Raw genomic sequence first — 17,836 nt, forward strand, 5'->3', positions numbered from 1 at the left:
GGCTGATGGGGCCTTAGCGTCTGTCCAGGTGAACCGCTGCGGCGATGCGCCGGCGGGCCGGCCGCCAGGCTGCACAGCAGCACCGCGAAGAACGCCACGCCGCAGGCCCGTGAGAGGTCGAGGAAGGAACCATGGCAGCACGCCGCACGCTCTCCCACCCAGCTGCGCCCGTCAGCGACCGGGCTCTCGGTCGTCCCGGTCGGGGATCGCTGGCCGGAGCACGTCGCCGGTGAACGTTCCGATCCGAAGAGTCGCAATCGTTGCGATCATCATGATCGCCGTATTGTTCGCCAATCTCACCTACGTCCAGGTGATCAAGGCCTCCGACTACAGAAACGACCCGCGCAACCCCCGGGTGTTGATTGCCGAGTACTCGCACCCGCGGGGGCAGATCAGCGCGGCGGGTCGATTGCTGGCGTCGAGTTCGCCGACCAGAGACTCGCTGCGGTACCTGCGGCAGTACCCGAACGGTCCGATGTACGCACCGGTCACCGGCTACTTCTCACCGACATACGGCGCCACCGGTCTGGAGAGAGCCGCCGGCCCGGTGCTCGACGGGTCGGACCCGCGGCTGTTCTTCCATCGTCTGTCCGACCTGGTCACCGGGCGGGACCCGACGCCGGGCAATGTCGTGACCACGATCGACCCCCGGATGCAGCAGGTCGCCTACCAGGACATGGCCGGCAGAGGCTACGCGGGCTCGGTGGTGGCGATCCAGCCGTCCACCGGGGCGATCCTGACCATGGTTTCGACTCCGTCCTACGATCCGAGCCCGCTCGCCTCGCACGATCCAGCCACCCAGCGGCAGGCGTGGATCAGCGACAACGCCGGCGATCCACCGACGCTGACCAACCGAGCGATCTCGCAGACCTATCCGCCGGGCTCGACGTTCAAGCTCGTGGATCTGTCGGCTGCACTCCAGGAGGGGACCACCCCGGACACCGAGCTGACCGCGGCCTCACAGATCACGCTGCCGGGTACCAGCACGACCCTGGAGAACTACGACGGTGAGCACTGCGGGCCGGGCTCGACCACCACGGTGAGCGTGGCGGAGGCGCTGGCACGGTCGTGCAACACCGCGTTCGCCACCCTCACCGACCAGATCGGGGCCGACCGGCTGCGCGCCCAGGCCGAGGCGTACGGCATCGGGAAGGCTGACCTGCAGCTCCCGGAACCGGTGGCGGTGTCTCAGGTCGGTGCGCTCCCGGACGCCGCGGCGCTGGCCCAGTCCGGAATCGGGCAGCGCGACGTGCGGCTGACCCCGCTGCAGAACGCCGAGATCGTCGCCACGATCGCCAACGGCGGCACCCGCATGGCGCCCTACCTGATCAAGGAGATCGACGCCCCGGACCTGTCGGTCATCGACAAGACGACGCCCAGGGAACTCGATCAGGCCATCCCCTCCAGCGTGGCGGCCACGATCCGCGACCTGATGGTCGGATCCGAGCAGCTCACCACGGGCCACGGTGCGATCCCGGGGGTCACCATCGCCTCGAAGACCGGCACGGCCGAACACGGCGTCGACTCCAAGACCACCCCACCGCACACCTGGTACGTCGCCTTCGCCCCGGCCGACCACCCGGTCGTGGCCATCGCCGTCATCGTGGAGAACGGTGGCCATCTCGGCGACGCCGCCACGGGCGCTTCCGTCGCCTCCCCCATCGCCCGCGACGTCATCGCCGCCGCGCTGCGGCCGAGCGGTTGACGCCGCGACCCCGCACCCCGGGGCGTTCACGGAATCGTTCACAGAATGAGGGCGGACGAGCTGGCCTGTAAGCCGGATCCTGTTCCCGGGCGCCTCACGGCGCTCCGTTCGGCGGCCATCCATCTCGACCCGCCGTCGCCGGCGGGCTCTGTGCGGCCTACCCGCAGACTCGGGCGGGCAGCCCTCGAACATCTGCGCAGCTCCCGTCCGCGAGGACGGGAGCCTCCTGGCCTTGCTCCGGGTGGGGTTTACCGAGCCACCCCGGTCACCCGGGGTGCTGGTGGTCTCTTACACCACCGTTTCACCCTTACCTCGCGCCGAGGCGCGAGGCGGTCTGTTCTCTGTGGCACTGTCCCGCGGGTCGCCCCGGGTTGCCGTTAACAACCACCCTGCCCTGCGGAGTCCGGACTTTCCTCGGCGGCGGTTGCGTGAACCGCCGACGCGGCCGCCCGGCCAGCTCGTCCGCTCCGTCCATTGTACGCGGCCGCCGCGCTCGGTAGGCCGCGGGCCGCCCGGCGGGATAGCGTGCCCCCTCGTGATTGATGCGTCACCGGGTGCGTTGGTTTTCCTGCTCGTCGCGGGCCTGTTCGCGGGCGCGATCAACGCCGTCGCCGGCGGCGGGTCGCTGCTGGTGTTCCCCGCGCTGCTCGCGGTCGGCTTCCCACCGCTGGCCGCCAACGTCACCAACTCGGTCGCGCAGTGGCCCGGCTACGTCGGGATGGTGACCGGCGCCCGCCGCGACCTCCGGGAGCAGCGCCGCCGGATCCTGCTCACCTCCCTCGTCGCCGTGCTCGGCGCCGGGATCGGCTGCGCGCTGCTGCTCACGCTGCCCGGTTCGGTGTTCAACGCCGTGGTGCCCGCTCTCGTGCTGATGGCCAGTGCTCTGCTGGCGTTGCAGCCGCGGATCAAGCGCTGGATCGGCCAGCCCGACGTGGGAGCCCCGGACCGGCAGCGGGTGTTGCTGCCCGCGGTGTTCGTGGCCGCGATCTACGGCGGTTACTTCGGTGGCGCGCTGGGGGTCATCCTCATCGCGACGCTGTCGCTGTTCGCCAACGACCGGCTGGTCCGGCTCAACGCCCTCAAGGGCCTGCTGTCACTGGTCATCGCCTCGGTGACGGTGCTGGTGTTCGCGGTCGGCGCGCCCGTCGACTGGCCGGCGGTCGCGGTGCTCGCGCCGACGACGCTCGTCGGCGGGTTCCTCGGCGCCAAGATCGCTCAGCGGCTGCCGGAGAACGTGCTGCGCTGGTGCGTCGTCGCGCTCGGCGTCGGCGTCGGCACCTGGCTGATCGTGGGCTGACGCCGTGCCGGCCGGGATGGCGGCTGTCGGGCTGCTGGTCGTCGTTCTCACCGTGGCGACGCTGCGCCCGTGGCGGCTGCCGGAGGCGGTAGCGGCGGTTCCGGCCGCCGTGCTCGCGGTCGTCCTCGGCCTGCTCCCGATGAGCAGGGCCGTCGCCGAGATCCGGGACCTGGGTCCGACCGTCGGATTCCTCGCGGCCATCCTGCTGCTCGGTCACCTCGCCGACGCCGAGGGGGTTTTCCGCTGGCTCGGTGCGCGGCTCGCCGGTGCCTCGGCGGGCAACCCGGCCCGGCTGTTCGGTCTGGTGTTCGTCGCCGCGGCCGGAACCACCGCCGTGCTCAGCCTGGACGCGACCGTCGTGCTGCTCACACCGGTGGTCGTGGCGACGGCCACCCGGCTACGGCTGCCCGCGCGCCCGCAGGCCTACGCGTGCGTCCACCTGTCCAACTCGGCGTCCAGCATCCTGCCCGTCTCCAATTTGACGAACCTGCTCGCGTTCGGCGCCTCCGGCCTGTCCTTCCTCGGCTTCGCCGCGCTGATGGCGCTCCCCTGGCTCGCCACGCTGGCCGTCGAGTACCTGATTCTGCGCAGGTTCTTCGCCGACGATCTGCGCACGCCGGCCCACCGGGCAACCGGGCGGCCGACGGCCGAGCAGGAGGCCGTCGAGCGCACCCCGCGGCTCGCGCTCGCGGTGCTGGGGCTGACCCTGGCCGGATTCGGGGCGTCCTCGCTGGTCGGGGTGGAACCGGTGTGGATCGCCGCGGCCGGGGCCGCGGTGCTCAGCCTGCGCGCGCTGGCCCGCCGCGAGATCACGCCGCTGGGCCTGGTGACGGCAACCGCTCCGCTGTTCTGCCTGTTCGTCCTGGCACTGGGCGTGGTCGTCGCCGCGGTCAGCGCCAACGGCCTGACCACCGCGCTGCGCTCGATCCTGCCCGCCGGCCCGGGGGAACCGGGCCTGCTCGCGCTGCTGGCCGTCGCCGGGATCGCCGCGCTGCTGGCCAACCTGGTCAACAACCTGCCGGCCACCCTGGTGCTGCTCGACGCGCTGGGCCCGGCCCCGAACCCCGGGCTCGTGCTCGCCCTGCTGCTGGGAGTGAACATCGGGCCGAACCTGAGCTACATCGGGTCGCTGGCCACCCTGCTGTGGCGCCAGGTCCTCACCGACCGTGGCCATCCCCCGGCGCTGCGCGACCTGCTCCGTCTCGGGGTCCTCACCGTGCCCCTCGCGCTGGCCGCCTCGGTGGTCGCGCTGTGGCTGTCCCTGCTCGCCCGCTGATCCCCGCCCGTCGGCCACCCCTGTCGGTTGCTGGGAGAAACCTGTGAGCCGAACGGTGCAACCTCCCGCCGCCTTCCGGCGTCATCCATTGGGGTACGGCAAGAAGCGAAGGGTAGGCATGGGCAAGCACAGCAAGGCACCACGGCCCGGTGTACGCCGATCGATGAGTGTGGTGACGACGGCTGCGGCGGTCGGTATGGGGACGTTGCTGATCGGCCCGGCGGCCATGGCCGCCACCGGTCCCGCCCCCGCGACGACCGGGAACGCGCCCACGGGCAACGCGGCCGACCGGGCACTGGTGCCCGGGACGCCGTGCACGGTGACGGCCGAGGCGTGCGTCGACCTCGCCGGGCGGCACGCCTGGCTGATCAAGGACGGGCACGTCGTGCGCGGCCCGGTCGCGATCATGCCCGGGGCTCCCGGCGAGCCGACCCCGGTGGGGACGTTCACCGTGCAGTGGAAGGACGAGAACCACCACAGCCGCGAGTTCAACAACGCCCCGATGCCCTACTCGGTGTTCTTCGCCGACGGCGGGGTCGCCTTCCACGAGGGCAGCCTGCAGAAGTTCTCCGCGGGCTGCGTACACCTCTCGATGAACGACGCGAAGGCCTTCTTCGACTACCTGCAGGTCGGTGACCAGGTCCAGGTGCACTGATGGCGCCGGTGGCCCGCGGCGGTCAGCCCGGGACGGGGGCGCCGGCGGCCGGAGCGATGTCCGAGCCGGTCACCCGCCGGGGAACGGGGATGCGGGTCAGGTCCCGGGCCACGACGATCTCGCCGTCGAACACCGCGACGGCTTCCTGGTGGAACGGGGCCGGGTCGGGGTAGCGCTGGGAGAAGTGGGTGAGCACCAGCCTGCGCACGCCGCAGTCCGCTGCGACCGACGCCGCCTGCCTGGCCGTGAGGTGGCCGTAGTCGCGGGCCAGTGCCGCGTCCTCGTCGAGGAAGGTGGACTCGATCACGAGCAGGTCGGCCCGCTCGGCCAGCGCGTACGCCGCGTCGCACAGCCGGGTGTCCATGATGAAGGCGAACCGCTGACCGGGCCGCGGCTCGCTCACCTGCTCCAGCCGCACCGTCCGCCCGTTCATCTCCAGCACGCCGGCCCGTTGCAGACGGCTGATGTCGGGACCGGCGACGCCGAAGCGGGCCAGTGCCTCCGGCAGCATGCGCCGCCCGTCGGGCTCGACGAGCCGATAGCCGAAGGACTCGATCACGTGGTCCAGCCGGCGCGCCTCCAGCGTCGCGGCCACGCCCACGGCGAACACGCCGTCGCGCTCGATCGGTTCCTCACGCAGGTCGGCGACATCGCGGAACGAGCTGGCGTGGCGCAACCGCTCGAAGTAGTGCCGCCCCGACGCCGGGTAGTGGGCGTGCACCGGGTGCGCGACCTGGTCCAGTGACAGCCGCTGGACGATGCCCGGCACACCGAGGCAGTGATCGCCGTGGAAGTGCGTCAGGCAGATGCGGGTGATCGCACTGCTGGACACCCCGGCCAGCACCATCTGCCGCTGGGTGCCCTCGCCGGGGTCGAAGAGCAGACCCTCGGTGTCCCAGCGCAGCAGATAGCCGTTCGGGTTGCGTTGCCGGGTGGGCACCTGGCTGGCGGTGCCGAGCACGATCAGTTCCCGGACCGACACCCCGCCGACGCTACGCGTCCGCCCGGGGCCGCGCCGGACGGCGCGATCAGGCCACCGGAAGGTGGGAGGTGTCGTTGACCAGCCGGACCGAGGTGCCGCCGTCGGGATAGAAGTCGACGATGCACAGGCTCGCCAGGTCCAGGTGCAGCCGGTAGAGGATCCCCGGCCCGGCGGCCAGCGCCTCGCACAGCAGCATCTTGATCGGGGTCACGTGGCTGACCACCACGACCGTCGACTCCGGGTACTCGGCGACGATCTTCGCCCGCTCCGCGGACACCCGCTTCCCGACCTCGGCGAAACTCTCCCCGCCCGGGGGCGCGACGTCCTGCGAGCCGAGCCACGCCGCGTGCAGCTGCGGGTCGCGGTCGCGGGCCTCGGTGAACGTGAGGCCCTCCCAGGCGCCGAAGTCGGTCTCGATCAGCGCGTCCCGCACCGCCAGCGGCGCGTCGGTCGCCTCGGCCACGGCCGCGGCCGTCTGGCGGGCCCGGCGCAACGGCGAGCTCAGGACGGCCGCGATGCCGTCGACCGCGGCCAGCCGGGCCGCGGCGCCCGCAGCCTGCGCATGACCGAGCTCGGTCAGCTCGGGGTCGCCGTGCCCGGAGTAGCGGCGGTGCACCGACAGCTCGGTCTGGCCGTGGCGCAGCAGCAGCAGCCGGGTGGGCTTGCCCATCTGGCCCGTCCACGCGGTCGTCGCCGCGCCCTGGCCCTCAGCCGCCCCGATCATCGGCCGTCCTGGGCGTCCATCGCCTTGTTCGCCAGGGCGTCGGCCTTGCTGTTGCGTGTCCGCGGGATCCAGCCGAACCTCACCCCACCCAGCTCGTTGACCAGCCGGCCGGCCTCGGCGGCGAGCGGCCGCAGCGCCGGGTGCTTGACCTGCCAGCGGCCTGACATCTGCTCGACGACCAGCTTGGAGTCCATCCGCACCTCGACGTCGGTCGCGCCGAGCTCGCGGGCGGCCTCCAGCCCGGCGATCAGGCCCCGGTACTCGGCCACGTTGTTGGTGGTGATGCCCAGGGCGCCGTGCCGCTCGAGGAGCACCTCCTCGCTGGCGGCGTCGAGCACCACCGCGCCGTAACCGGCCGCGCCGGGATTGCCCCGGGACCCGCCGTCGGCCTCCACGATGACCTTCATCGAGCGTCCTTCACAGACCGGATTCCTTGGTACGTACCAGGATCACGCCGCACTCCTCGCAGTGCACCACCTCGTCGGCGGGCGCGGACCGCAACGCCCCGAGCGCGGTGCGGTCCAGCTCGAGGCGGCACGCGCCGCAGCGACGCTCGCGCAGCGCGGCCGCGCCCGCCTTGCCCTGCTCGCGGCGGCGGTCGTAGACGGCGAGCACGTCGGCGGGCAGCGTCTCGACGACCTCCGCGCGGGCCCGCCGCCGGCCGGCCTCACCGGAGTCGATGTCGAGCAGTGCGGTGTCGCGGCGCTCGGTGATCTCGGAGAGCTTCTTCTCGGCCTCGGCGAGCACCCCGCGGGCGTGCTCGAGGTCGATGCCCAGCGCCTCGCGCCGCTCCATGACCTCGAGTTGCTCGTCCTCCAGCACGCTCTGCCGGCGTGCCAGGGTCTCCAGCTCACGCTGCAGGTCGGCGGCCTGCTTGGCCCCGACCCCGGCACCGGCCAGCAGCTGCTGGTCGCGCTCGGTGCGGGCCCGGACGCCCTCGACGTCGCGCTCGAGGCGGCGGATGTCGCGGTCCAGGTCGCCTGCGGCCGTCTCGGTCTCGACGAGTTTGTCCTTGCCGGCCCGCACGGCGGCCTCGGCCTCGGTGAGCTCCGCGTGCTCGGGCAGCGTGCGGCGCCGGTGGGCCAGGCGGGTCAGCTCGGCGTCGACGGCGGCGAGGTCGAGCAGCCGCCGCTGTACGGCCGGATCGGCCTTCATGAGGGGGTCCTTCCCATCGTGCCTGGTGTACCCGGTGCCGCGATCGTCCAGGGGTCGGTCCGCAGCCGGGAAACGCGAACCTCGACGCTACCCCCCAACGCTGCGCGCACCACGTCGGCCGCCTGTGCGCACCACGGCCACTCCGACGCCCAGTGCGCGACGTCGACCAGCGCGGGCGTCGGCCGGCCGGGCAGCGAGCCCGCCAGCAGGTGCTCCGACGCCGGGTGGTGGCGCAGGTCGGCGGTCACGTAGGCGTCCACACCTGCGGCGATCGCGGCGCCGAGCGCGGAGTCACCGGCGCCGCCGCAGACCGCGACGCGGCGGATCGGCCGGTCCGGGTCCCCCGCGGCCCGCACCCCCCACGCCGTCGGCGGCAGCCCCCGGTTCACCCGTCCGGTGAACGCCGACAGCGGTTCGGCGGCCGGCAGCGTGCCGATGCGGCCGAGCCCGGCCGACGACGGCGGCGCCGCCAGCTCGAGCACGTCGAACGCCGGTTCCTCGTAGGGGTGGGCGGCGCGCAGTGCGGCGACGACGGCGGCCCGTCTGTGCCGCGGCAGCACCATCTCCAGCCGGGTCTCGGCCACCCGCTCCAGCTTCCCGACCCGCCCGATGGCCGGGTTCGCGCCCTCCAGCGGGAGGAACTGGCCGGTACCGGCGGTGGCGAACGAGCAGTGGCTGTAGTCCCCGATCTGCCCGGCCCCGGCGGCGGACAGTGCCTCGTGCACGGCCGTGATGGCCGGGCCGACCGGGACGAAGACGACGATCTTGTCCAGCTCGTCGACGGCCGCCGGTTGCAGCGGCGCCTCGACCTCCAGACCGATCGCGGCGGCCAGCGCGTCGGAGACGCCCGGGTCGGCGGAGTCGGCGTTGGTGTGCGCGGTGTACAGGCCGGTGCCGGCCCGGATCAGCCGGTGCACCAGGGCCCCCTTCGGGGTGTCAGCACCGACCCCGTGCACCCCGCGCAGCAGCAGCGGGTGGTGGGTGACCAGCAGCTGCGCGCCGGAACCGATCGCCTCGTCGACGGTCTCGTGGACGGGGTCGACGGCGAACAGCACCGAGGAGACCCGGTCGTCCGGGTCGCCGCAGACCAGCCCCACGGCGTCCCAGTCCTGGGCCAGGGCGGGCGGGTAGGCGGCCTCCAGGACAGCGGTGACATCGGCCAGGCGGGCGGTCATGCGGGGACCTCGATCTCGTGCAGAACGGGACTCAGGGCGGTGCTCAAGGCGTCGACGAGCCGGGCGACCTGCTCGGGCGGCCGCACGGCGACGCGCAGGTGATCGGGCCCGAGCCCGGGGAACGTGTCACCGCGGCGCACCGCGATCCCGGCCGCGCGCAGCTCGCCCCGGACCCGCGCGCCGTGCCCGTCGGGCAGTCGCAGCAGCAGGTAGGGCGCCTGCCCGGGCAGCACGGTGACGCCCACGACGGCGGCGAGCGCTGCGGCCTGCGCCGCCCGGGCGGCGATCAGCGCGTGCGCGGCCCGCTCCGCCTCGGCCACGGCGGCGGGCTCGCTGCACGCCAGCACCGCTTCCAGCGCGATCGTCCCGACCGGCCACTGCGGGCGGGGTGCGGCCAGCCGGGCGATCAGGTCGGGCGCGCCCAGGGCGTAACCGGCCCGCAGGCCGGCCAGCGCCCAGGTCTTGGTCAGGCTGCGCAGCACGAGCAGCCCGGGGAGCGCGCACTCCCCGGCCAGCGACTCCGGCTCGCCCGGCAGTGCGTCGGCGAAGGCCTCGTCGACGACCAGCACCCGCCCCGGCCGGGCCAGCGCCCGGATCGCCGCGGCCGGGTGCAGCACGCCCGTCGGGTTGGTCGGGTTGCCGATGACCACGAGGTCGGCGTCCCCGGGCACCGCGCCGGGGTCGAGCCGGTGCCCCGTGGCCTCGTCGGTGTGCACCCGGGTCACGTCCAGGCCCGCCCCGCGCAGCGCGGCCTCGGGCTCGGTGAACCCCGGGTGCACCACGACCGGGCGCCGCGGGCGCAGCGCCGGGAGCAGCGCGAACCCCTCCGCGCTGCCGGCGAGCACGAGCACCTCGTCGGGGCTGCGCGCATGCCTGCGGGCGACCGCGGCGCGGGCGGCGGCGTCGTGCGCCGCGCTCGGGTAGCGGGCCAGCCCGTCCAGCGTCGCGGCCAACCGGTCGCGCAGCCACGGCGGCGGCGCGCTGCCCTGCACGTTGACGGCGAAATCGAGTAGACCGGGCATCGCGTCCACATCACCGTGATAACGCAGAGGGGATGTGTCGTACCCCTCGTCGTCGCTCTGCAGGACTCCTGCCATGGCTGTGCACCCTACGGTGATCGTGTGCATGTCAGTTTCGTCTGTACCGGGAACATCTGCCGCTCGCCCATGGCCGAGAAGGTGTTCGCCGCGGAGCTCGCCCAGGCGGGCCTCGGCGACCAGGTCACGGTGACCAGCGCCGGCACCGGCGGATGGCACGTCGGCGAGCCGGCCGACGAGCGCGCGGCCGCCGTGCTCCGCGCGCACGGGTACCCCGATGCGCACGTCGCGCGGCAGGTCGACGCCGCGGTGCTGTCCGCCGACCTGCTCGTCGCGCTGGACAGCGGGCACCGGCGGATCCTGCAGCGGTCGGTCCCCGAGCCGGACCGGGTGCGGTTGCTGCGTTCGTTCGATCCGGCGGCCCCGGACGGCGCCGAGGTCCCGGATCCGTACTACGGCGGCCCGGACGGTTTCGACGAGGTCCTGAAGATGATCGAGGCGGCGGTGCCCGGCCTGCTGGACTGGGTCCGGGCCCGGGTGTGACCCCCGGCGCCGCGGCCGCCCGGCTGCTCGGCACCGGGGTGCGGCGGTCGGTGTCCCTGGGCGGGGCCACCCGGGTGGACCTCGACGACGGGCGGACCGTGGTGGTCAAGCCCGGCCACGGTGCCCGGGCCGCCCCGGCCGAGGCGGCGGGGCTGCGCTGGCTCGCCGTTCCCGGCGGGCCGCCGGTCCCCGAGGTGCTCGCGGTCGACGAGGAATGGCTGGTCACCGGGTTCCTGCAGCCCGGCGGGCCCTCCCGGCACGCCGCCGCCGAGCTGGGCCGGCGGCTGGCCACGCTGCACGCGAGCGGCGCGCCGGCGTTCGGCGCCCCGCCGCCGGACGGCCCGGTGGACGCCTGGATCGGCCTGGCCCCGATGCGCAACGTCACCGGCCCGGCGTGGGCGCAGTGGTACGCCGCCGAGCGGGTGCTGCCCTACCTGCGGCGGGCCCGGGACGCCGGCACGCTCACGTCCGCGGAGGCGTCGCAGATCGAGGTGGTGTGCGACCGGTTGCCGCAGCTGGCCGGGCCGGCTGAGCCGCCCGCGCGGCTGCACGGCGACCTGTGGTCGGGCAACGTGCCCCTGCTGGTCCACACCGTCCTGTTCGGCCGCGCCTACGCCGCCCAAGCGCTCACCGCCGCCCACCACGCCCTCAAGGCGCGCTGACCGCTCCTCCTCGAGAACGGCGTTATCGCACCCGAAACCATGATCGAAAGACGCTGACGCCACTCTCGGCGGCTCCCCGCCGGACATCGGCCCCTGCGGCGGCGGTCAGCGCCAGTCGTCGATCAGGTAGACGTCGCCGCGGTCGTAGCCCGGCTCGTTGGGGCGGTGCATCGTCACCCCGGGCACGTCCGTGCGGAACCCGGATTCGACGAGGTGCCGGTAGGCCTCGTGCCGTGCGGTGTTGACGCCGAGGACGAGCCGCTGCGCGCCGAACCCGGCCGCGTAGGCGGTGCACGCGTCGATCAGCGCTGCGAAGTGCCGGCCCGCCCCGGGGCCGGGCCGGACAGCGGCGAACTTGACGTAGCAGACCCCGGATCCGGCCTCGGTGCCCGCACCGGCGTGGCACACCGCGAACGCGTCGGGCGCCGCCGAGCAGGCCCCGAGCAGCACGACGTCACCGAGTTTCTGGTCGAGCACCGCGTCGATCTCGCCGTGCACGTCGAGGCCGGGCAGGATCGCGCCGGTCAGCTCCGCGCAGGCCGCCGCCGCGGCCACCCGGTCACCGACCTCGGAGAGCCGGTTCCAGCGGGCCGGCCGGGGCGGCACACCGGCCACGGTGCGCGACATGATCGCGGTGAGGAACCGGGGCCAGAACCCGAACTTCTGGTACAGCCCGTGGTGCCTGGGGCTGTGCGCGAACGTGAAGACGCCCTGGTGGGTGGCCCCCCACGCGCCGAACACACTCAGGGCCGCCTCGATCAGCTGCGTGCCGATGCCGCTGCCCCACAGCCACGGGGTGACCGACAGCGGGCCGAAGTAGGCGACGCTGCCCCACCGGGTGACCAGGTTGGAACCGACCAGCTCGCCTCCGGTGTAAGCGCCGAGGGCGACGACCTGGTCGGCCCGGAACCGGGTGCGGACGAGGTCGGTGTCGCCGAACAGGTCCGTGCCGAGGAAGGTCCCGAACGCGTCGCGGACGATCCGGTCGGCGGCGTCGAGGTCGGTCGCGGGGAGCGGGCGAACGTCGATGTTCACGCGCGCAGGATGCCGGGTACCTCCCGGGCCCGGCTCTCAGGGGGCCCGGGCAGCCGATCGGGTCTGCGGGTTCAGCATCCCGGGCCGCGCAGCCCGAAGATCAGCGCCGGGTCCCCCGGGGTGAACGTGCCGTGCCGCTGCGACGCGTCGCCGATCTCCCGGTTGCGCTCCAGCAACTCCCGGCCCAGGCCCAGCTGCCGGCGCTCCCACTCGGCGAGCGCGGGCTCCATCGCCCCGTCGTGCGCGACGAGCTGGCGGGCCAGTTCCCACCCGTCGGCCGCGGCCTTGGCGGTGCCGGCGGCGGCGTGCGGGCGCACGGCGAAGGCCGCGTCCCCGATCAGGCACACCCGCCCGAGCACCATCCGCGGCACCTCGATGTCGAACACGGCCTGCACGAACGGCTCGGCCACCCCGGTCACCACCTCCGCGATCACCGGGGCGAGCCGCTCGGTCGCGTCGGCGCGGAGCCGGTCGACGAACCCGGGCCGGGACGCCCCCGGGGGCAGCGAGACCTGCCGGAACCGGCCTTCGCGGTCGGTCATCAGGTCCTCGAAGTCGGTGCCGGCCGCGACGTTGCGGTACCAGACGAAGTTCATCAGCCGCTTCCCCGGCTCCAGCGATCCCTCGGGGCCGGGGATCGGGTAGACGAGGACGTGGCTGTCGGGCAGCACCTGGTAGGTGATCGCGTCGGACAGCGCCTCGAAGGTTCGCGCCGTCAGTTCGGCCTCCGGCAGCGTGCCGCGCCAGGCGACGTAGCCGGAGTAGCGCGGCGCCACGTCGGGCAGCAGCGTCTGCCGGGCCGCGGAGTTGATCCCGTCGGCCGACACCAGCAGGTCGACACGGCGCCGCTCTCCCGAGCGCAGCCGCAGTTCGACGCCGTCGCCGTGGTCGGTGAACCCGGTGACCTCGTGGTCGAGCAGGTAGCGCTCGGGCGGGAACTCGCTCAGCAGCGCCCGGTAGATCGTGTTCCACGAGGAGAAGCGGTAGGAGTGCGCACGCTCGTGCACCAGCCCGCCGCGCGGGTCGAGGAACCGGATGAACCCGGTGGAGCTGCACAGCTCGTCGGGGCTGGTGCCGGTCTTCTCGGCGAACCAGCGCACGGTCTCGTTCAGCACGCAGATCCCGGCCCCGCGGGCCTCCAGGGTGGACGGCGAGCGCTCGTGAACGGTCACGTCGCAGCCGATGTCGGCGAGCACCAGGGCGGCCGTCAGGCCACCGAGGGAACCGCCGACCACGGCGACGGTCGGCATGGATGAGGTGGTCACGGGCCCGCTCAGGGACGACCGAAGGTGGCGATCCGGTCGACGGTGAGCTCGAAGAGCACGCGGCGCTCGTCGATGGACGGGTCGCGCAGAGCGTACGGCGGCTCGTTGCCCGTGTACTTGGTCCAGATCTTGTCGAGCTGCGCGGTGACCCGCGGGCCCTCGACCGGGTCGTCCTCGGACACCTCACGCGCGACCGTGCACTTGATCGAGAGCCAGTGGTAGGCGTTCGCCGGGCTCATCAGGGCGAACGTCGCCTGCGGGTTCTTGCGCAGCCAGCCCACCTTCTTGCGGTGGGTGGCCAGGTTGAGCAGCACGAGGTCGCCCTCGTAGTCGAACCACACCGGGGTGAGGTTGGAGCGCCCGTCGCCGCCGGTCACCGACACGATCGCGGTCACCGGGTCGTCGAGCAGCTGCCTGTAGGTCGGGTCCAGATCGGACAACGACGTGATCGTCGCGTGGTCGCCGACGGTGAACTGCCCGGGCTGGAGTCCCTCGGCCACGTCGAGGAAGCGGGCAACGCTGATCGCCATGGCAGCTAGCGTAGACAACATGTCACCGGGATCACACACATCCGTCTCGCCCGCCGTCGGGCTCGCCGACGGCCTGCACGCGGCGGGAGTGCGACGCCTGTTCGGGATGCCCGGTGGCGGACCCAACCTGGAGATGATCGGCGCCGCCGCCGAGCGCGGCATCGGCTTCACCCTCGCCCACGGCGAGACCGCGGCCTGTGTGATGGCCGGGGCGTACGGCCTGCTCACCGGCACCGCGGGCACCGCGCTGGTGACCCGCGGACCCGGCCTGACCAGCGCGACGAACGGCCTCGCGCAGGCCACCCTGGACCGCTCCCCGCTGCTGCTCGTCAGCGACTGCGTGCCCGGAGGGCAACGCGCCCGAATCGCCCACCAGCGCCTCGACCAGCTCGCCGTCGCCGCCCCGGTGACCTTGTGGAACGGCACCCTCGGCCATCACGACCCGGCCGCCACCGTCGCCGCCGCGGCCGCACTGGCCGCCGGCCCGCCGTCCGGCGCGGTGCACCTTGACTACGACCCGGGCGTCCCCGGCGACGTGCCCCCACCACCGGCACCGCCCGCGGCCCCCGACCGGGCGGCGCTGCAGGCGGCGACCACGCTGGCCGCGGGCCGGCGCCGGCCCGTCGTGGTGCTCGGCGTGGAGGCGGTGGCCCATTCGGCGGCGCTGCGCCGGGTGCTGGCCGGGAGCGGGATCCCGGTGCTGACGACCTACCAGGCCACCGGCGTGCTCGATGCCCAGGCGCCGGAGTCGGCCGGGCTGTTCACCAACGCGGCGCTGGAGCGGCCGCTGCTCGAGCGCGCCGACCTGATCGTCGGTGTCGGGCTGGACCCGGTCGAGCCGGTGCCCGCCGGATGGGTTTACGACGCCCCGACGGTGTTGCTGACCGCGACCGAGGTCGACCCGGCGTACTTCGGCTCGGCGACGGTCGTCGACGGCCCACCCGCGGAGACGCTGGCCGCCGTGCTCGGCGCCTGCGCCCCCGGCTGGCCCGGCGACGCCGGGCAGCGGCACCGCCGGGCCCGGCTGGCCGACTTGGCCGCCGGGTCCCGGGACGGTGCCGGGCTGCACCCGATCGACCTGGTCCGCGCAGTGCACGACAGCACCGGGGACGTGCAGCTCACCGTCGACGCCGGCGCGCACATGCTCGCCACGATGCCGTTCTGGCCGGTCACCCGCCCGCACGGAATCCTGATCTCCAACGGGCTCGCGACCATGGGCTACGCGCTGCCGGCGGCGATCGGCGCGGCGCTCGCCCGGCCCGGCGAGCAGGTGGTGTGCCTGGTCGGCGACGGCGGGCTGGGGATGACGCTGATGGAGCTGGAGACCCTGGCCCGGCTCGCGCTGCCGGTCACCGTCGTGGTGTTCGACGACACCGCGCTGAGCCTCATCGAGCTCAAGCAGCGGGCCGGTCAGGGCGACGCCGGCGCGGTCCGGTTCACCCCGGTCGACTTCGCGGCGGTCGCGGCCGCGATGGGGGTGCCGGCCGCGGTGGCGGACGACGCCGGTGGCGTCCGGGCCGCGCTGGCCCGCGCCGGCGACGGGCCGTTCCTGCTGGACGCGCGGATCGATCCGGCCGGCTACCGGCACATCATCGAGGTCTCCCGCGGCTGACCAGGGGCCTTCCGGCGGCCCCGGGCGGGCCCTCCGGCCCGACCCTGCGGCCCGCCGGCCGTGCTGGACTCCTCCGTCCCGAGACGGGGGGACCGCCGTGGACACCTGGCCGCTCATCGCCACCGAACGCGTCCGGCTGGTCGAGGCCCTGTCCGGGCTCCCCGGTGAGCAGTGGGCCGGCCCGTCGCTGTGCGCGGGCTGGTCCAACCGGGCCGTTCTGGCCCACATCGTGGCGACCGCGGAGATGACCACCGCGACGTTCCTGTTCGGCTTGGCCGGCAACGGCTTCCGCTTCAACCGGATGGTGGTGGCCGACATCGAGCGGCTCGGCCTGATGAGCACCGCAACGCTGCTCGAGCGGCTGCGCGCCGGCGCCGATCGGCGGAACAAGCCCCCGGGACCGGTCGCGTCGATGCTGCTGGAGACGGTGGTGCACGGCGAGGACATCGCCTACCCCACCGGCATCGAGATCGACCACTCCGAGCGGGGGCTGCTCGGCGCCGCCGACTTCGCGCGGACCGCGCAGCCGCTGGTGGGCGTCCGCAGGCGGATCCGGGGCCTGGCCCTGCGCGCGAACGACCACGCCTGGTCGACGGGCTCGGGCCCCGAGGTCTGCGGGCCGCTGGTTCCGCTGCTGCTGACCATGTGCGGCCGGCAGGCCGCCCTCGACGAGCTGACCGGCGACGGGGTCGCGGTCCTGCGCCGCCGCCCCTGATCCGGGCGGTTCTACAGCCGCTCGAGCAGCTCGGTCAGCGACCCGTTCATCGCATCCGCCAGCACGTCCACGTCGGGCACCGCGTCCCGGTCGGCGTTGAGCCCGTAGCAGACCCGGCCGTCGTAGGACGTGATCCCGATGGCCACCGCCTGGCCCATGGCCAACGGCACCACCGGATAGAGATCGACCATCCGGGCGCCCATCGCGTACAGCGGCCGCGGCGGACCGGGCACGTGCGTGACCAGCACGTTGAACAACCGACTGGACAGCTGACTGGTCAGCCGCGCCCCGACGCTCTGCACGGTCGGCGGAGCCAGCCCGGCCAGCCCGACCAGCGCGGTCGGCCCCGCCGCCCGGCCGCCGCGTTTCTGTGCCTCCATGACGGCCGCGATCCGCCGCAGCCGCAGCACGGGGTCGGGCTCGCCGACGGGCAGGTCGACGAAGTAGGCCGAGATCTGATTGCCGGCCGGGCCGTGCTGCCCGGCGCCGTCGCCGCCGTTGCCGCCGCGGCGGGCACGCACGCTCACCGGGACCATCGCGCGCACCGTCGTGCCCTCGACCAGCGGTTCCCCGCGGGTGATCAGCCAGTACCGCAGCGCCCCGGTGACGACGGCGAGCACGACGTCGTTGACCGTGCCGCAGTGCGCCTTGCGCACGGCCCGGTGATCGGACAACGCCGTGCATGCCATCCCGTAGCGGCGCTGCTCACCGATCGCGGTGTTCAGCGGCTGCACCGGCCCGCCCCGGGCGGCGCTGCGGGTGGCCTCCAGGATCCCGCCGACGGTGCGGGCGACGTCGGTCGCCGCCTGCCGGACGTCCGACCCGGCCCGGGCCAGCGCGTCGAACGCGCCGCGCGGGCGGCGCAGGTTCTCCAGCACCGCCGACGCCGCGAGCTCCAGGCCGGACGGCTCGCGGCGGGGCCGCCAGTCGTCGGCGGGGGTCTCCCGGGGCTGCGGAGTCAGGTCCAGCAGCAGGGTCCCGATGTCCATCGAGGCCAGCCCGTCGACCATGGCGTGGTGGGTCTTGGTGACCACCGCGAACCGGTCGCCGGCCAGCCCCTCGATGATGTAGACCTCCCACAGCGGCCGGGACCTGTCCAGCTGGCGGCTGAGCAGCCGGCCGACCAGTTCCCGCAGCGCGGTGTCGGCGCCGGGGGCGGGCAGCGCGGAGCGGCGCACGTGAAAGCTGAGGTCGAAGTCCGGGTCGTCGACCCAGACCGGCAGCCCCAGCCGCCCCGGCACCTCTCGCAGTTTCTGCCGGTACCGCGGGACCAGGGCCAGCCGGTGCCCGATCAGCTTGATGAACGCCTCGACGTCGAACGGGCCGTCCGCGGGCGGGGCGAAGGTCATCACCCCGCCCACGTGCATCGCCGTGGTGCGCTGCTCCATGAACAGAAATGACGCGTCCAGCGGAGACAGGCGGTCGGGCACGTGACGTCCTCCGGTTCGACCTGTGGATGCCCGTCAAC

Annotated in this window: 16 protein-coding genes, 1 other RNA gene and 1 pseudogene; 8 read left to right on the forward strand and 10 right to left on the reverse strand. The window is 74.0% G+C overall.

Annotation, left to right across the window (positions count from 1 at the left end; all coding sequences use genetic code 11):
• Positions 1-229: 229 nt before the first annotated feature.
• Complete coding sequence (locus HF526_RS03545) at positions 230-1,705, forward strand: penicillin-binding transpeptidase domain-containing protein (protein WP_169379766.1); 1,476 nt, start codon at positions 230-232, stop codon at positions 1,703-1,705.
• A gap of 52 nt (positions 1,706-1,757) precedes the next feature.
• Here the strand turns inward: HF526_RS03545 and rnpB are convergent.
• Positions 1,758-2,166, reverse strand: an RNA gene (rnpB, locus tag HF526_RS03550) — RNase P RNA component class A.
• Positions 2,167-2,240: 74 nt separating this feature from the next.
• On the opposite strand from rnpB, the gene HF526_RS03555 reads away from it, so the two are divergent.
• The 3 genes from HF526_RS03555 (at position 2,241) to HF526_RS03565 (ending at position 4,933) form a co-directional block, all read left to right on the forward strand.
• On the forward strand, positions 2,241-3,002 hold the full coding sequence (locus HF526_RS03555) for a TSUP family transporter (protein WP_169379767.1): 762 nt from the start codon (positions 2,241-2,243) through the stop codon (positions 3,000-3,002).
• A 16-nt stretch (positions 3,003-3,018) separates the two neighbouring features.
• A complete protein-coding gene (locus HF526_RS03560) occupies positions 3,019-4,278 on the forward strand; it encodes an ArsB/NhaD family transporter (protein WP_169379852.1) in 1,260 nt (419 codons plus the stop codon).
• Between the two features lie 163 nt (positions 4,279-4,441).
• The gene (locus HF526_RS03565) at positions 4,442-4,933 is read left to right on the forward strand and encodes a L,D-transpeptidase (RefSeq protein ID WP_211176721.1); all 492 of its coding nucleotides are present in this window, start codon (positions 4,442-4,444) and stop codon (positions 4,931-4,933) included.
• A gap of 22 nt (positions 4,934-4,955) precedes the next feature.
• Here HF526_RS03565 and HF526_RS03570 read toward each other — a convergent pair whose 3' ends face one another.
• The 5 genes and pseudogenes from HF526_RS03570 to cobC all read right to left on the reverse strand — a co-directional run bounded on the left by HF526_RS03570 (position 4,956) and on the right by cobC (position 10,066).
• Complete coding sequence (locus tag HF526_RS03570) at positions 4,956-5,915, reverse strand: ribonuclease Z (protein WP_169379768.1); 960 nt, start codon at positions 5,913-5,915, stop codon at positions 4,956-4,958.
• A gap of 46 nt (positions 5,916-5,961) precedes the next feature.
• Positions 5,962-7,046 (reverse strand): annotated as a pseudogene (locus tag HF526_RS03575) (bifunctional RNase H/acid phosphatase).
• A 10-nt stretch (positions 7,047-7,056) separates the two neighbouring features.
• Positions 7,057-7,794: a zinc ribbon domain-containing protein gene (locus HF526_RS03580; protein WP_169379769.1), complete on the reverse strand. Its 738-nt coding sequence runs from the start codon at positions 7,792-7,794 to the stop codon at positions 7,057-7,059.
• Positions 7,791-8,969: a Nif3-like dinuclear metal center hexameric protein gene (locus tag HF526_RS03585; protein WP_169379770.1), complete on the reverse strand. Its 1,179-nt coding sequence runs from the start codon at positions 8,967-8,969 to the stop codon at positions 7,791-7,793. Before HF526_RS03585 ends, HF526_RS03580 begins: the two co-directional genes overlap by 4 nt.
• Complete coding sequence (gene cobC / locus HF526_RS03590) at positions 8,966-10,066, reverse strand: Rv2231c family histidinol phosphate aminotransferase CobC (protein WP_211176722.1); 1,101 nt, start codon at positions 10,064-10,066, stop codon at positions 8,966-8,968. Before cobC ends, HF526_RS03585 begins: the two co-directional genes overlap by 4 nt.
• A gap of 69 nt (positions 10,067-10,135) precedes the next feature.
• On the opposite strand from cobC, the gene HF526_RS03595 reads away from it, so the two are divergent.
• Complete coding sequence (locus HF526_RS03595) at positions 10,136-10,549, forward strand: low molecular weight protein-tyrosine-phosphatase (RefSeq protein WP_169379855.1); 414 nt, start codon at positions 10,136-10,138, stop codon at positions 10,547-10,549.
• Positions 10,546-11,211 (forward strand): fructosamine kinase family protein, encoded by a 666-nt coding sequence (locus tag HF526_RS03600; RefSeq protein WP_169379772.1) that lies wholly within the window; start codon positions 10,546-10,548, stop codon positions 11,209-11,211. Before HF526_RS03595 ends, HF526_RS03600 begins: the two co-directional genes overlap by 4 nt.
• 105 nt (positions 11,212-11,316) lie before the next feature.
• Here the strand turns inward: HF526_RS03600 and HF526_RS03605 are convergent, their stop codons facing one another.
• The 3 genes from HF526_RS03605 to HF526_RS03615 form a co-directional block, all read right to left on the reverse strand.
• Entirely contained in the window at positions 11,317-12,246 is a 930-nt protein-coding gene (locus HF526_RS03605; protein ID WP_211176723.1) for a GNAT family N-acetyltransferase, read from the reverse strand.
• Positions 12,247-12,317: 71 nt separating this feature from the next.
• On the reverse strand, positions 12,318-13,496 hold the full coding sequence (locus HF526_RS03610) for an FAD binding domain-containing protein (protein ID WP_169379857.1): 1,179 nt from the start codon (positions 13,494-13,496) through the stop codon (positions 12,318-12,320).
• A gap of 23 nt (positions 13,497-13,519) precedes the next feature.
• The gene (locus HF526_RS03615; RefSeq protein WP_169379773.1) at positions 13,520-14,041 is read right to left on the reverse strand and encodes a pyridoxamine 5'-phosphate oxidase family protein; all 522 of its coding nucleotides are present in this window, start codon (positions 14,039-14,041) and stop codon (positions 13,520-13,522) included.
• A 19-nt stretch (positions 14,042-14,060) separates the two neighbouring features.
• On the opposite strand from HF526_RS03615, the gene HF526_RS03620 reads away from it, so the two are divergent.
• Positions 14,061-15,653 carry a thiamine pyrophosphate-binding protein gene (locus HF526_RS03620; RefSeq protein ID WP_169379774.1) on the forward strand — a complete coding sequence of 531 codons (1,593 nt, stop codon included), beginning with the start codon at positions 14,061-14,063 and terminating at the stop codon, positions 15,651-15,653.
• A gap of 97 nt (positions 15,654-15,750) precedes the next feature.
• Positions 15,751-16,368, forward strand: a complete 618-nt coding sequence (locus HF526_RS03625) for a maleylpyruvate isomerase family mycothiol-dependent enzyme (RefSeq protein WP_169379775.1) — start codon at positions 15,751-15,753, stop codon at positions 16,366-16,368.
• Between the two features lie 11 nt (positions 16,369-16,379).
• On the opposite strand, the gene HF526_RS03630 is transcribed toward HF526_RS03625, so the two are convergent.
• Positions 16,380-17,798, reverse strand: coding sequence for a wax ester/triacylglycerol synthase family O-acyltransferase (locus tag HF526_RS03630; protein ID WP_169379776.1), 1,419 nt, complete (start codon positions 17,796-17,798; stop codon positions 16,380-16,382).
• Positions 17,799-17,836 lie beyond the last annotated feature (38 nt).

This window comes from Pseudonocardia acidicola, from assembly GCF_012911935.1.
GTDB lineage: Bacteria > Actinomycetota > Actinomycetes > Mycobacteriales > Pseudonocardiaceae > Pseudonocardia > Pseudonocardia acidicola.

Excerpts from the sequence above, each read along its gene's own strand:
- cobC (WP_211176722.1), bottom strand. The coding sequence starts at position 10,066 with ATGGCAGGAGTCCTGCAGAGCGACGACGAGGGGTACGACACATCCCCT.
- HF526_RS03595 (WP_169379855.1), top strand. The coding sequence starts at position 10,136 with ATGGCCGAGAAGGTGTTCGCCGCGGAGCTCGCCCAGGCGGGCCTCGGC.
- HF526_RS03585 (WP_169379770.1), bottom strand. The coding sequence starts at position 8,969 with ATGACCGCCCGCCTGGCCGATGTCACCGCTGTCCTGGAGGCCGCCTAC.
- HF526_RS03560 (WP_169379852.1), top strand. The coding sequence starts at position 3,019 with ATGGCGGCTGTCGGGCTGCTGGTCGTCGTTCTCACCGTGGCGACGCTG.
- HF526_RS03620 (WP_169379774.1), top strand. The coding sequence starts at position 14,061 with ATGTCACCGGGATCACACACATCCGTCTCGCCCGCCGTCGGGCTCGCC.
- HF526_RS03565 (WP_211176721.1), top strand. The coding sequence starts at position 4,442 with ATGAGTGTGGTGACGACGGCTGCGGCGGTCGGTATGGGGACGTTGCTG.
- HF526_RS03615 (WP_169379773.1), bottom strand. The coding sequence starts at position 14,041 with ATGGCGATCAGCGTTGCCCGCTTCCTCGACGTGGCCGAGGGACTCCAG.
- HF526_RS03580 (WP_169379769.1), bottom strand. The coding sequence starts at position 7,794 with ATGAAGGCCGATCCGGCCGTACAGCGGCGGCTGCTCGACCTCGCCGCC.
- HF526_RS03610 (WP_169379857.1), bottom strand. The coding sequence starts at position 13,496 with ATGCCGACCGTCGCCGTGGTCGGCGGTTCCCTCGGTGGCCTGACGGCC.